Annotated in this window: 13 protein-coding genes; 8 read left to right on the top strand and 5 right to left on the bottom strand. The window is 74.0% G+C overall.

The window, feature by feature from the left end; translation table 11 throughout:
- The first annotated feature begins 247 nt into the window (after positions 1 to 247).
- From ACWD1Z_RS17020 to ACWD1Z_RS17000, 5 genes are all read left to right on the top strand, one after another.
- The gene (locus tag ACWD1Z_RS17020; protein WP_451119409.1) at positions 248 to 640 is read left to right on the top strand and encodes an ankyrin repeat domain-containing protein; all 393 of its coding nucleotides are present in this window, start codon (positions 248 to 250) and stop codon (positions 638 to 640) included.
- Positions 641 to 938: 298 nt separating this feature from the next.
- Positions 939 to 2,357, top strand: coding sequence for a HEAT repeat domain-containing protein (locus ACWD1Z_RS17015; RefSeq protein WP_451119408.1), 1,419 nt, complete (start codon positions 939 to 941; stop codon positions 2,355 to 2,357).
- A 139-nt stretch (positions 2,358 to 2,496) separates the two neighbouring features.
- Complete coding sequence (locus ACWD1Z_RS17010; protein WP_451119406.1) at positions 2,497 to 3,627, top strand: glycosyltransferase family 4 protein; 1,131 nt, start codon at positions 2,497 to 2,499, stop codon at positions 3,625 to 3,627.
- Complete coding sequence (locus ACWD1Z_RS17005; protein ID WP_451119405.1) at positions 3,624 to 4,784, top strand: glycosyltransferase; 1,161 nt, start codon at positions 3,624 to 3,626, stop codon at positions 4,782 to 4,784. The genes ACWD1Z_RS17010 and ACWD1Z_RS17005 overlap by 4 nt, the downstream gene beginning before the upstream one ends.
- Entirely contained in the window at positions 4,781 to 5,632 is an 852-nt protein-coding gene (locus ACWD1Z_RS17000) for an SGNH/GDSL hydrolase family protein (RefSeq protein ID WP_451119403.1), read from the top strand. Before ACWD1Z_RS17005 ends, ACWD1Z_RS17000 begins: the two co-directional genes overlap by 4 nt.
- Before the next feature lie 58 nt (positions 5,633 to 5,690).
- Here ACWD1Z_RS17000 and ACWD1Z_RS16995 read toward each other — a convergent pair whose 3' ends face one another.
- Genes ACWD1Z_RS16995 through ACWD1Z_RS16975 form a run of 5 tightly spaced genes read right to left on the bottom strand, consistent with a single transcriptional unit; the run spans position 5,691 to position 10,137 of the window.
- Positions 5,691 to 6,560: a 5-oxoprolinase subunit C family protein gene (locus ACWD1Z_RS16995; RefSeq protein WP_451119402.1), complete on the bottom strand. Its 870-nt coding sequence runs from the start codon at positions 6,558 to 6,560 to the stop codon at positions 5,691 to 5,693.
- Complete coding sequence (locus ACWD1Z_RS16990; RefSeq protein ID WP_451119400.1) at positions 6,557 to 7,255, bottom strand: 5-oxoprolinase subunit B family protein; 699 nt, start codon at positions 7,253 to 7,255, stop codon at positions 6,557 to 6,559. The genes ACWD1Z_RS16995 and ACWD1Z_RS16990 overlap by 4 nt, the downstream gene beginning before the upstream one ends.
- A complete protein-coding gene (locus ACWD1Z_RS16985; RefSeq protein WP_451119398.1) occupies positions 7,252 to 8,010 on the bottom strand; it encodes a LamB/YcsF family protein in 759 nt (252 codons plus the stop codon). Before ACWD1Z_RS16985 ends, ACWD1Z_RS16990 begins: the two co-directional genes overlap by 4 nt.
- A gap of 10 nt (positions 8,011 to 8,020) precedes the next feature.
- Entirely contained in the window at positions 8,021 to 8,851 is an 831-nt protein-coding gene (locus ACWD1Z_RS16980) for a putative hydro-lyase (RefSeq protein WP_451119396.1), read from the bottom strand.
- The gene (locus tag ACWD1Z_RS16975; protein WP_451119394.1) at positions 8,848 to 10,137 is read right to left on the bottom strand and encodes an MFS transporter; all 1,290 of its coding nucleotides are present in this window, start codon (positions 10,135 to 10,137) and stop codon (positions 8,848 to 8,850) included. The genes ACWD1Z_RS16980 and ACWD1Z_RS16975 overlap by 4 nt, the downstream gene beginning before the upstream one ends.
- 173 nt (positions 10,138 to 10,310) lie before the next feature.
- Between ACWD1Z_RS16975 and ACWD1Z_RS16970 the strand changes: the two genes are divergently transcribed.
- The 3 genes from ACWD1Z_RS16970 (at position 10,311) to ACWD1Z_RS16960 (ending at position 13,555) form a co-directional block, all read left to right on the top strand.
- Positions 10,311 to 11,018: a GntR family transcriptional regulator gene (locus ACWD1Z_RS16970; RefSeq protein ID WP_451119393.1), complete on the top strand. Its 708-nt coding sequence runs from the start codon at positions 10,311 to 10,313 to the stop codon at positions 11,016 to 11,018.
- 88 nt (positions 11,019 to 11,106) lie between these two features.
- The gene (locus tag ACWD1Z_RS16965; protein ID WP_451119391.1) at positions 11,107 to 12,633 is read left to right on the top strand and encodes a hypothetical protein; all 1,527 of its coding nucleotides are present in this window, start codon (positions 11,107 to 11,109) and stop codon (positions 12,631 to 12,633) included.
- A 31-nt stretch (positions 12,634 to 12,664) separates the two neighbouring features.
- Positions 12,665 to 13,555 carry a hypothetical protein gene (locus tag ACWD1Z_RS16960; RefSeq protein WP_451119389.1) on the top strand — a complete coding sequence of 297 codons (891 nt, stop codon included), beginning with the start codon at positions 12,665 to 12,667 and terminating at the stop codon, positions 13,553 to 13,555.
- Positions 13,556 to 13,584: the final 29 nt, after the last annotated feature.

The raw sequence follows: 13,584 nt of genomic DNA, 5'->3' as shown, positions 1-13,584 counted from the left end.
TCGTGGGGACAGTCACCATGAGTACTTCCAGGATCACAGGATGTATCCATACGATAAAAGGTGCAACTGGGTGAATTCCGGCAGATTTCCCTCGGCTGGCGGAGCCCGTCCTGGGCCGGGTGAGCTGGGCTCTTGCGTCCGACCGGGTTCCTGGTGATCTTTACCTCGGGCACATCGGGTCATGTGCCGCGCGAGCCAGTACCCTGGCGATTCACCTGAACGGTTGTAATGGAGAGGCGGACCGGCGATGAGCGAAGCCCCCGACCCCGAGGTCGTGGAGCTGGCGACCAAGATCTTCGATCTGGCCCGGCAGGGGCGGACCGAGGCGCTGGTGGCGTACGTCGACGCCGGGGTTCCGGCCAACCTCACCAATGACCGCGGCGACTCCCTGGTGATGCTCGCCGCCTACCACGGCCACGCCGAGGCGGTGCGCGCACTGCTGGCACGCGGTGCCGAGGCCGACCGGATCAACGACCGGGGCCAGACCCCGCTCGCGGGAGCCGTGTTCAAGGGCGAGACGGACGTGATCCGGGCCCTTCTGGACGGCGGCGCCGACCCCTCGGCGGGCACCCCGTCGGCCGTCGACACCGCTCGTATGTTCGGCAAGACGGAACTGCTCGAATTGTTCGGCGCAGCCTGATCCGTACGCTCTGACCAGCTACGACACAGAAAACGGGGGAGGCGGTAAAGGGCCGCCGAAATTTCGGTCGCGGCAGATGGAACTGCCGAGTCATCATGACGTCGTGATTCACGGACGCGATGGCCGGGCAGGTGTTGCCGCACCGCGCGGGCCGTGACGGTCCGCACGGGCCACCTACGAGAGGCAGAGGAAGATGGCTTACAGCAAGCAGGAAACGGCGGGCGCCCCGACGTGTTGTCACGCGGCCAGGTAGAGCACGTCCCCGGTTGCGTCGACGCTTGATGTGAGGCTGTTTCCCATGTTCGATCCGGTCATAGCGCCCAGCGGTACGCTGCTCGGCCTGCTCCAGCGGGGCCGCGGCGACGGCACCCTGCACGCGCTCACCGCCCCGCGCCCCGAAGCGCTCGCGGCACTGAACCACTGCGTGCTCAGCGACCCCCGCCACGACTGGCAGGTGGAGAACCGCTCCCTCTACTACGCCCGGCTCTTCCTCGACCTGAACGGCGAACTGGACGAGATCGAGGCCCATCTCTTCGACGTCGAGGACGTCTTCGACACCGAGGAGTCACGCACCGGCCTCGCCCTGGCCGTCCTCGGCCACCTCGCCTCCTACGGCAGGCGGGACGCCCTCGCCCTGCTGCGCCGGTATGCCGCCACCGGCGCCAACTGGGCCTGGGCCCTGGACGAGCTGGCCCTGCGCGACGACGACGCCGGACTGCGCGCCCTCGCCGCGCCCGTCCTGGCCCGCTTCTCCACCGACGCCGAGGGCGAGGCCGAGCTGGCCGCCGCCGTACGCGACGCTTTTGAGCCACGGCCCTGGCGGCTGTGGGCCGAGGATCCGCGTGAATCGGTCGCCACGCGGGTGCGTGCCGCTCAGGAGGCCGGCTGTTTCGACCGCTGGCAGCGGCAGATGCGCCCCGCCGGGCCCCGCCCCGGGTGGAGCGTGCAGGCCGTCTTCGAGTGGGCGCAGCAGGGCGTCGACCGCGGCGCGGCGCTCCATGTGCCCGCCGCCCGCTGTCTCACCGCCGTCGCCGGCCCCGAGGACCGGCCGGAGATCGTGCGGGCCGCCCAGGACGGCTCCGAGGGCGCCCGCTGTACCGCCCTGCGCTACCTCGCCGACAGCAACGACCCCGACGCCCTCGACCTCATCGAGGCGGCCGTGACGGCAGGGCCGCCGCCCGTGGTGGAGGCCGCCGTCGACGCCTTCGAACGGATGCGCAGTGTCGCTGCCGTCGACCGGGCCCGCGGCTGGGCCCGCCGGCCCGATGCGCTGGGCGCCTCCGCCGGACGCGTGCTCGCCTGCCGCGGCGGGGCCCAGGACAGCGACCTGGTCCTCGCGGCGCTGCGGGAGGCCGTCCGGGGCGAGGGACCCGACGCCAAGACGCTGTGGACCCTCGTGGACGGCACCGGCCGGCTCGGCATCGCCTGCGCCGCCCCCGTCCTGCGCCACATCTACCGCGAGACCGCCTCCTCCCACCTGCGCGGCAGGACCGCCCGCGCCCTCGCCGCCACCGATCCCTCCTTCCGGTCCGGCTTCGCCGTCGAATGCCTCTGGGACTGCGAGGAGACCACCCGCGAGATCGCCGCCCGGCATGCCGAGACCGGGGACAACCGCGTCGTGGAGCGACTGCGCCGGCTCGCCGCCGACCCGGCCGAGGAGGCCGAGGTCCAGACGGCCGTGCGCAGCCGGATCGGGCCGGACGCGCCGACCGGATGAACGAGGGATGACCCGCGGGTCAGGCGGGCATGGACACGGCCTGACCTGCCCGGTCGTGCAGCGCAACGCTCATGGGACGTTCCCTGTCCGGAAAGATCCACGTTGACGCGGCCACGTCCAGTACGGCGACAACACGGGTATGCGTGTCGTCATCGTGACCGAATCCTTTCCCCCCGACGTGAACGGCGTGGCCCACTGCGCGCTCCAGACCGCCCGACACCTCGTCGATCGCGGTCACGCTCCCGTCGTCGTCGCCCCGGCCCCCGCCCCCGGGAGCAAGCTCGGCGCCCTCGCGCCCTGCCCCGTCGTCCATGTCCCCTCCCTACCGCTCCCCGGCTACCCCCAGGTGCGCGTCGCCCTCCCCAGCCGGCGTCTCGCCGCCACGCTCATCGAGCACAACGCCGAGATGGTCCACCTGGCCAGCCCCTTCGTCATCGGCGTGCGCGGGATGGCCGCCGCCGCCCGGCTCGGCATCCCCGCCGTCGCCGTCTACCAGACCGACCTGGCCGGGTACGCCCGCACCTACATGGGCGCCGGCGAGGCCGCGGCCTGGCGCCGGATCCGCTCCGTCCACTCCGCCGCCGACCTCACCCTCGCCCCTTCCAGCGCCTCCCTGCACGACCTGGAGACCCATGGCGTGCCCCGGGTCAAGCTGTGGCCGCGCGGTGTCGACACCGTCCGCTTCCGCCCCGACCTCCGCAACGAGGAGCTGCGCCGGGAACTCGCCCCGAACGGCGAGCTGATCGTCGGCTACGTCGGCCGGCTCGCCCCCGAGAAGCACATCGAACTGCTCGCCGACGCCTGCCGTCTGGAGGGCGTCCGGGTGGTGATCGTGGGCGACGGACCGAGCCGCCCCGGCCTGGAGCAGACGCTGCCCGGCGCGGTCTTCCTGGGCCGCCGCACCGGCGACGACCTCGCCCGGATCTTCGCCTCGCTGGACGTCTTCGCGCACACCGGCCCCTTCGAGACCTTCTGCCAGACCGTGCAGGAGGCCATGGCCAGCGGCGTGCCCGTCGTCGCGCCCGCCGTCGGCGGCCCGCTGGACCTGGTCGCCCACGGACACACCGGCCTGCTCTTCCCGGCCGGTGACGCCGGCGCCGTACGCGAGGCGGTGCGCGCCCTCCAGGCCGACCCGGCCCTGCGCACCGCCTACGGCAGCGCCGCCCGCGCCATGGTCGAGGGGCGCACCTGGGCGGCCGTCGGCGACCAGCTCATCGGCCACTACGCCGACGTGCTGGCGGGACGCAGGGCGAAGGTGGCTGCGGCATGAACGAGTCACTGCGCATCGTCCGGCTCGCCAACTTCGTCGCGCCCGCCTCCGGCGGACTGCGCACCGCGCTGCGCGAGCTGGGCAAGGGCTTCAAGGCGGCCGGGCACGAACCGGTCCTCATCGTGCCCGGCGAACGCCACACCGACCGGGAGACCGAGCAGGGCCGCGTCATCACCCTGCCCGGCCCGGTGCTGCCCGGCACCGGCGGCTACCGGGTCCTGGCCGACAAGCGGCGGGTGGCCGCCCTCCTGGAGGAGCTCGGCCCCGACCGGCTGGAGGTGTCCGACCGTACGACGCTGAGGTGGACCGGCAAATGGGCGCGACGCGCGCGCGTGCCGGCCGTGATGGTCTCCCACGAGACCGCCGACGGCGTCCTGCGCACCTGGGGCGTGCCGGAGGGTGCCGCCCGGCGCACCGCGGACGCCTTGAACGTCCGTACCGCCCACACCTACTCGCGCGTGGTGTGCACCACGGAGTTCGCCGAGCGCGAGTTCGTGCGGATCGGCGCCCGCAACGTGGTGCGCGCGCCGCTCGGTGTCGACCTGGTGCTGCGGCACCCGGCGCTGCGGGACGCGGGGCTGCGCGCCCGGCACGCGCGCGGGGACGAGGCGCTGCTCGTCACCTGCACCCGGCTGTCGGTGGAGAAGCGGCCCGGCACCGCGCTGGACGCGCTGGAGGCGCTGCTCGGCCGGGGCAGGCGGGCGGTGCTGGTGGTGGCCGGGGACGGGCCGCTGCGGCCACGTCTGGAGCAGCGGGCGCGGGAGCGCGGGCTGCCGGTGACCTTCCTCGGGCATGTCTCCGACCGGGCCGTGCTCGGGGCGCTCCAGGCGTCGGCGGACGTCTGCCTGGCGCCGGGGCCCGCGGAGACCTTCGGGCTCGCGGCGCTGGAGGCGATGGCGTGCGGGACGCCCGTGGCGGTGAGCGCGTCGTCCGCGCTGCCGGAGGTGATCGGTTCCGCCGGGGCGGTCGCCGCGGACCACGGGGAGGCGTTCGCCGACGCCGTGGAGGAGCTTCTCGCCCGTCCCGAGGCCGAGCGGCGCGAGGCGGCACGCGCGCGTGCCGAGTGCTTCGGCTGGGACACGGCGGTCACCGCGTTCCTCACCGCGCACGACGCGCCGCTCCCCGGGCGGGACCGGGTGCCGGAGGGCGTGGCATGAGACCGCTGCGCTTCGTCGCCCTCGGGGACTCCCTGTCCGAGGGCGTGGGCGATCCCGTCGGGGACGGGTGGCGCGGCTGGGCCGCGCTGCTCGCCGGCGGGCTCGCCGAACAGCCCGTGGACTTCACCAACCTCGCCGTCAGCGGGGCGCAGACCCGGGACGTGCTGGAACGACAGCTGCCCCAGGCGCTGGCGCTGCGGCCGGACGTGGTGTCCGTCGTCGTCGGCGTGAACGACACGCTGCGCTGCACCTTCGACATCCACGCCGTCGCCGACCGGCTGGACAAGGTGTACGGCGCCCTCACCGCGCGCGGGGCCGTCGTGCTGACGGCGTGTCTGCCGGATCCGGGGGCGATGCTCGGTCTGCCGGGGGCGCTGGCGCGTCCGCTGGCCCGGCGGCAGCGGGCGGTCAACACGGTGGTGCACGCGCTGTCCGAGCGCTACGACGCCGTGCATCTGCACGCGGCCGAGGGCGCCTGGATCACCGACCGCGCGATGTGGAGCGCGGACCGGCTGCATCCGGGGGAGCGGGGGCACCGGCAACTGGCGGTGCGGTTCCACGCCCTGCTCGCGGAGGGCGGGCTGGCCACCGGCGTGGCGCCCTCGCCGGAGCCCGAGTTCCCGGCTCCCACCACGTCGGCCGGCCTGTGGTGGCTGGCGACGGCGGGGACGGGGTGGGTGGCCCGGCGGTGCACCGATCTGCTGCCGCAGCTGCTGACGCTGGCCATGGACGAGATGCGGCACCGCGCGCGCGGGACGAGCGCGCGGCTGGATCTGCGGACGGCGCATGCGGTGTCGGCGGCGCTGGCGGCGTTGGCCGTGGCGGAGCAACAGCCGGATGCGGCGTAGTCGGTCGGCTGCGGGTGGGTGGGGGCCGGTCGCGCGGTTCCCCACACCCCTTGCCGGGTCACCGTGCCCGTACAGCTATGAAGCGGACCGGGGTTCCCGGTACCGCCTGGGCCGCCGCCGGTAGGTCCTGGGGGCGGACCACCGCGATCACCGGGTAGCCGCCGGTGGTCGGGTGGTCCGCCAGGAACACCACCGGTGTGCCGTCCGGGGGCACTTGGATCGCGCCCAGCACCATGCCCTCGCTGGGGAGTTCGCCGGGGAGGGAGCGGGCCAGGGCGGGGCCCTCGGTGCGCAGGCCGATGCGGTTGCTCGCGGGGGAGACGCGGTAGGTGCGGGAGGTGAAGGTCCGTACGGCGTCCGCGGTGAACCAGTCGTCACGGGGGCCCAGGGTCACGTGGAGGACCAGTTCCTCGGGCGGGGAGGGCTGGGGGGCCACGTCCACGCGCGCGGGGTGGCCGGTCGGCCGGCCCAGGGGGAGGACCATGCCGTCGGCCAGGGGCGGGGGGCCCAGGCCGGACAGCAGGTCGGTGGAACGGCTGCCGAGGACCGGTTCCACCGTGATGCCGCCGGAGACGGCCACATAACTGCGGACGCCCCTGACCGCCGGGCCGAGGTCCAGGACGGCCCCGGCCGGGACGCGCACCGGGGCGCCCCAGGCGACGGGGCGGCCGTCCACCGTGACCGCGCAGGGGGCTCCGGCGACCGCCGCGGTGAGGGCCGAACGCGGCCGTACGGCGACGCCGCCCAGGGTGGTCTCCAGGACCGCCGCCCCGGGCGGATTGCCCACCAGACGGTTGACCAGGGCCGCCGTGGGCCCGTCCAGGGCACCGGAGCGGGGCACGCCGAGGTGGGCGTGGCCGGGGCGGCCGGTGTCCTGCACGGTGGTCAGGGCCCCCGCGCGGACGACGGCCAGGGCGCGGTCCGTCATGAGCGCCCCGTCACGTCGGTGGGAACGGAGCGCACGGGCGTGCCGGGTCCTTCTGCCGGGACGAACCGCACGCGCGTGCCCGGTACTTCTGCCGGGACGAAGCGCACGCGCGTGCCCGGTGCCAGGAGCGCGGCCGGCACGCGCGCGTGGTCCCACAGCACCGCGTCCGTGGTGCCGATCAGCTGCCAGCCGCCCGGTGAAGAGCGGGGGTAGACGCCGGTGTACGGGCCGGCCAGGGCGACCGACCCCGCGGGGACGGCCGTCCGCGGGGTGTCCCGGCGCGGTACGTCGTAGTGCGCGGGCAGACCGGTGAGGTAGCCGAAGCCGGGGGCGAAGCCGCAGAAGGCCACGGTGAACTCCGTGTCCGCGTGGATGCGGGCCACCTCCTCGGGGCGCACGCCCCAGTGCGCGGCGACGTCCGCCAGGTCCGGGCCGTCGTAGCGCACCGGGAGTTCGACGACCTCACGCGCGCGTGGGGGCGCCGGGGGCACCTGGGCGGCGGTGAGTTCGGACGCCAGCCGGGCCGGGTCCGTGAGGCCGTCGAGGAGGACCGTACGGGCGGCCGGGACGATCTCGCGGACCGACAGGGAGCCCTCCGCGCGGCGCCGCAGCAGCTCCGCGTGCAGTGCCTGGGCCTGCTCGCCCGAGGAGACCTCGACGAGCAGGGCGTCGCCCCCGACGCGCAGCGCCCTCATGCGAAGGCCTCCACCCGGACCCCGGACCGCTGGAGCTGGTCGCGGACCCGGCGGGCGAGGTCCACCGCGCCGGGGGTGTCCCCGTGCAGGCACAGGGAGCGGGCCCTGATCCGGATGCGTGCCCCGGTGTGGGCCTCGACCTCGCCGGAGCGGGCCATGCCGACCGAGCGGGCCACGACGGTGTCCGGGTCGGTGACGACGGCGCCCTCCCGCTCGCGCGGGACGAGGGTGCCCTCGTCGGTGTAGGCGCGGTCCGCGAACGCCTCGGTGACCGTCGGCAGCCCCGCCCCGGCGGCCAGCTCCAGCAGCCGGGAGCCGGGCAGCCCGAGCACCGGCAGCGTGGCGTCGGCGAGGAGCACCCCGTCGACGACGGCGCCCGCCTGTTCCTCGTCGCGCACCACCCGGTTGTAGAGGGCGCCGTGCGGCTTGACGTACGACACGCGCGTGCCGGCCGCGCGGGCGAAGACCTCCAGTGCGCCGATCTGGTACGCCACCTCGGCGGTGAGCTCCGCGGACGGCACGTCCATCGCGCGGCGCCCGAAACCCGCCAGGTCCCGGTAGGAGACCTGGGCGCCGATCCGTACCCCGCGCTCGGCCGCCAGCTCGCACACCCGCCGCATGGTGACCGCGTCCCCGGCGTGGAAGCCGCAGGCCACGTTGGCGCTGGTGACCACGGACAGCAGCCGCTCGTCGTCGGTGAGCCGCCAGCGGCCGAACCCCTCGCCGAGGTCGGCGTTCAGATCGATCGAGGTCATGGGTCTCCTGTCAGGCGGCGTGCAGCACGCGGTACTGCTCGTCGCGGGCGTCGGTGAGGAACATCTGGCCCGGCGCGTGGGTGAGGGCGAACGGCGGGCGGGACGCCGCCACGGCCGCCTGCGGGGTCACTCCGCAGGCCCAGAACACCGGGATGTCGTCCGGCGCGGTCTCCACCGGATCCCCGAAGTCGGGGCGGCCGAGGTCGTCGATGCCCAGAACCGAGGGATCGCCGCAGTGTACGGGGCCGCCGTGGACCGCCGGCAGCAGACTGCTCTCCCGGATCGCGGCCGCCAGATGCTCCGGCGGCACCGGACGCATCGACACCACCATCGGCCCGTGCAGCCGCCCCGCGGAACGGCACTGACGGTCCGTCACATACATCGGGACGTTCCGGCCCTGCTCGATGTGGCGGATCGGGACCCCCGCCTCGGTCAGCGCCCACTCGAAGGTGAAGCTGCAGCCGATGAGGAACGACACCAGGTCGTCCCGCCAGTACGCGCGCACGTCGGTCGGCTCGGCCACCAGCTCGCCGTCCCGCCAGACCCGGTAGCGCGGCAGATCGGTGCGCAGATCGGCGCCGTCGGCGAGGACGGTCGTCCAGGACCCGGCGTCCGTGACGTCGAGCACGGGACACGGCTGGGGATTGCGCTGGCAGAACAGCAGCATGTCGTACGCCCAGTCCGCGGGCACCGAGATCAGGTTGACCTGGGTGTGGCCCGCCGCGACCCCGGCCGTGGGGCCCGTGAGCCCCGCGCGGAAGCGGGCGCGGGCGTCCGCGGGCCGCCACGCGTGCGCGTGCTCGTCGACGAGGACCACGGGGTGGTCGTCCGTGCGGTTCACGCGAGCTCCTTCCCGCGCGTCTCCGGCAGCCCGAGCAGCGCCAGCGCGGCCAGCGCGTAGCCGATCGCGCCGAACACCAGCGCGCCGCCCACACCCCAGCTGTCGGCCAGGAAGCCGACCGTGGTCGGGAAGACGGCACCCACCGCGCGGCCCGTGTTGTACGTGAAGCCCTGTCCGGTGCCGCGCACCTCCGTCGGGTACAGCTCGCTCAGGAAGGACCCGAAGCCGCTGAAGATCGCCGACATGCAGAACCCGAGCGGGAAGCCGAGGACGAGCAGCAGGGTGTTGGCGCCGCTCGGGATGTTCGCGTACACCAGGATGCAGACCGCCGAGAGCAGCGCGAACAGCCAGATGTTGCGGCGCCGGCCGAGCCGGTCGGTGAGGTGGCCGCCGGTCAGATAGCCGAGGAAGGCGCCCGAGATCAGGAAGGTCAGATAGCCGCCGGTGCCGACGACCGACAGGTCGCGCTCCGTCTTCAGGTAGGTCGGCACCCATGTGGCCAGGGTGTAGTAGCCGCCTTGGACGCCGGTGGAGAGGAGCACGGCGAACACCGTCGTGCGCAGCATGCCCGGCTGGAAGATGGCGGTGAACGAGCCCTTGCGGGGGCTGTTCTCGCGTACGGCCACCGCCTGGGGCGCGTCCTGCACCCGGCGGCGCATCCAGACCACGAGCAGCGCGGGCAGCGCGCCGGTCCAGAACATCACGCGCCAGGCCAGATCGTCGTCGAGCAGCGAGAACACGAGGGTGTACATGATCGCGGCCAGCGCCCAGCCCACGGCCCAGGAGCTCTGGATCGCGCCCAGGGTGCGGCCCCGGTGCTTGGCGCTCGCGTACTCGGCGACCAGGATCGCGCCGACCGCCCACTCGCCGCCGAAGCCGAGGCCCTGGAGCGCGCGGAAGACCAGCAGAGTCTCGTAGTTGGGGGCGAATCCGCAGGCGACGGTGAAGACCGCGTACGTGACGACGGTGATCATCAGCGCCTTGACCCGGCCGATCCGGTCCGCGAGCACCCCGGCGAGGGCGCCGCCGACCGCGGAGACCACGAGCGTGACGGTGGTGAACAGGCCGGTCTGGCCGCTGTCCAGGCCGAAGTACGCGGCCAGCGCCACCATGCTCAGCGGCAGCGTGAAGTAGTCGTAGGAGTCCAGCGCATAGCCGCCGAACGCGCCGGCGAAGGCGCGGCGGCCCCGCGGCCCCAGGGCGCGCAGCCAGCCCAACGCGCCGTCGTCGGGGGCGCCTTGGGCGGCCGGGGGAGGGACGTCGGTGGTGGGACGGGTCGTGCTCATGTGCACCTCGCAGAGGGAGGACGAAGGGTGCCGGGAACTGAGCCGTGCCGTGCGGACGTGACCGGGCGCCGCGGTGAGGGAGGCGGCGCCGTGCGTAGCAAGGTAGAGGATCGTTGAACGATCCTTCAATACTCCCGTTGTTTCGTCCTTGTATCTGCGATTGAATTCCGGGCATGGCAGAGCAGTTGACGGGACTGGCCGGCGACCGGGCCCTCCTCGGGCGCACCAGCACCGCCGAGCGGGTCTCCGACATCCTCAGGACCCGGATCGCCGAGGGGTACTTCCCGCCCGGCACCCGCCTGTCGGAGGACAGCATCGGCGGCGCCCTCGGCGTCTCCCGCAACACGCTGCGCGAGGCGTTCCGCCTGCTCACCCATGAACGGCTGCTGGTCCACGAGCTGAACCGGGGCGTCTTCGTCCGGGTCCTGACCGTCGAGGACGTCGAGGACATCTACCGCACCCGCGCCCTCGTCGAGTGCGCCGTCGTCCGCGGGCTCGGCGAGCCGCCGTACGGCCTGGACGGCCTCGAGCGGGCCGTCGGGGAGGGGCAGCGGGCGGCTCGCGAAGGTGACTGGAACGCGGTGGGTACGGCCAACATCCACTTCCACCGGGAACTGGTGGCCCTGGCGGGCAGCGACCGCACCGACGAACTGATGCGCAGCGTCTTCGCCGAACTGCGCCTCGCCTTCCACGTCGCGGACGACCCGCGGCGGCTGCACGAGCCCTACCTCGCCCGCAACCTGGAGATCCTCCAGGCCCTTCGCGACGGTGACCGCGACGAGGCGGAGCGGCTGCTCGCGGTCTATCTCGGCGACTCGCTCCAGCGGGTCGTGGAGGTGTACCGGCGCCGGGTGGGCGAGGACGGGGGCGGGCCCGCCTGAGGTCTGCCGCGGTCCGCGGATTCGGTGTGAGGGCCGTCGTTCTGGGTCGTTTGGGTCGTTGTCAGACCTAGGACCTAGTCTGTGCACCGTGACTTCGCCTGCATCGACGGACAGCGTTCCGCCCCAGCTCAGCGCGGGGCCGCGCCCCGCGTCGGGCCCGGCCGCCGACGAGGGCCTGGCGCGGCGCCTGCGCGCGCTCGCCTGCACCGCCCCGCTGCACGACCTGGACGCGCGCAAGGCCAACCTGGCCGGCGAGTACTCGGTGTACGGCATGGCGGAGGTGGCGCTCGCCGCCATCGACCTGGTCACCCTGAACATGGACTTCGACACGGGCGCCGATCACGACCAGATAGTGGCCCGGCTCGTCCCGCGCATCGCCGCCCAGGCCCCGCACCGGCCCGCCGCCGAGCACGAGCGGGTGGCCCGCTGGGTGCTGGAGAACCTGATCAACGTCGGCAGCGTCGACCGCGGATTCCGCGCCGTTTACGGGACTTTCGCCCCGGACGGCACCTATGTCCGTCGTGACTACGACTTCAAGCTGATCGAAGAGGTGCCGGGCCCCGGCGGCACGGTGTACCTGCGCACGACGGACGAAGCGGTCAACGTCCTCGTCGGCGCGCTGGACACCGATGTCACCAGCGCCCAGATCGCCGCCGAGGTCAAGCTGGAGGTGCTGATCAGCCGCGGCCGCCTCGCCGACGCCCAGCTCGCCGCCGAGCAGGCCCGGTACCGGACCGTGCAGTACTCCGAAACCCTGCGCAGGGCCCTGGACGCGACCCGGCGCAACGTCCGCGCGGTGGACTGGCTCCGGACCGTGCCCGACATGATCGCCGAGGCGCTGGACCACGTCGCCGACCGCTACCGCCACGAGAACGCGATCCTGACCAACATCCGCAAGGCGCGGGACGAGTCCGAGGACCCCGAGCACAAGCGCCGGGCCGCCGAGCTCGTCGACATCGTCAAGGACTGCATCCGACGGCACACCCAGTTGCAGTCGCGCCTGCTGGAGGCCGGGCCGCTGTTCCGCGCGGAGCAGGACCGGCAGGCCTTCGCGACGCCGATGACGACCGCGGGGATCGACCTGTACGGCCATCTCGTCGCGCCCGTGCTGCCGCTGCCCGTGGCAGAGGCGGTCCGCGTCACCGACGCGTTCTTCGGACGCGGCACAGGGCTGCGGACACCGGTGTCGGTGCGGGTCGGGGACCTGGTGGACATACTGCTCACGCCCCCGGTGGAGCGCGAGCACCTCGGAGCCGAGATGCCCGAACCGGACCTCATCGCCACCCCGGACGACAGCCGGTTCAGCGAGGAGCAGCTCGCCGCGGCGACGGAACTGCTGGACCTGCCGGCCGACGCGCCACGGCGTCTGTCGGGGCTGCTCGCCGAGGCGCGTCGAGCGGACCCCGAACTGCCCTACCTGGTGGCCCTGCTGGCGGTGCACGCGGCGAGCCCGCCGGTCGGCACCGCCTACCGGCAGGGCGAGCAGAAGCTGCTGTTCGCCGTGGACGACGGGACCGAGCTGGACGACCCGGAGTTCGGCGGGGCCGATCTGATCGTCGGGACCGCCCTGCTGGACGCCGCGGGAATGGCCGCGGACCGGACGGAAGCAGCATGAACCGAGTGACAGCACAGCAAGGAGCCCAACCGTGAGCGAGCACGTCGAGTGGAGCGAGCCGGAGGCCACCGCCTCCTCCGCGAGTGCCGCCGTCACGCCCGCGGACGCCGCCGACGCCGCCCGGCTCGTCGCCTTCGGGCTCCAGCCGAAGCTGCAGCCCGCGCGGGACCAGGAGTACACCGAGCTGCTGCGGCGCTACCGCGAGGACCCGCCGTTCGCGCGGCTCGCGGACGCCGTGGCCGCCGGGCTCGGCCTGGTGGTGCTGGAGGTGTCCCCACGCGCGGGGATGGCGGTGACCGCCGCCGAGGACTCGGTGTTCGCCGTGCGCATGGGCGACTACGCCCGGCGGACCTCCGCCGACTCCGCCGACCGCTTCCTGCACGGGCTCGCCCATCTCGCCGTCGCCGCCCTGGCGTTCCCCCGCCCCGAGGACCTCGCCGACGACGGCTACATCGGGCGCGTCTCCGTCAACGGCGTCGACGCCTTCGTACGGCAGGCCTGCCGGCGCCTGGAGGAACGGGCCGAGGAGCAGGGCGAGAACACCGACCCGGCCAGCGACGCGCCGGGTCTGGAGGCCGCCTGGCGGATCTGGGCCCGACGCACCGCCACCGGCGCCACCAAGGACGCCCGCAGACTCGCCGGGTCCACCACCGGCATCATCGGCAAGGCCGTCGCCTTCCTCACCGACTCCGGGTTCCTCCAGCGCACCGGCGACGACAACGGCGGTACGTACCGCACGACCGCCCGCTACCAGCTCCAGGTGCGCGACATGGCGGGCAGCGCCGCGATGGCCGAGCTGCTGGAGCTGGGCGTGGTTCCGGTCACCGACGGCACGGCGACCCTGCTGCCGCCCGAGGAGGGCGACGACCTGGAGCTGGTGGCCGACGCCGGACTGCCGTTCCACGCGCCCGCCCGGTCCTGACCTTCCCCCCCACCTGCCGAAGACTTACG

Source organism: Streptomyces sp. NPDC002784 (genome assembly GCF_053592135.1).
The sequence above is the reverse complement of the archived record's forward strand: the minus strand, read 5'-3'. Positions and strand labels throughout refer to the sequence as shown.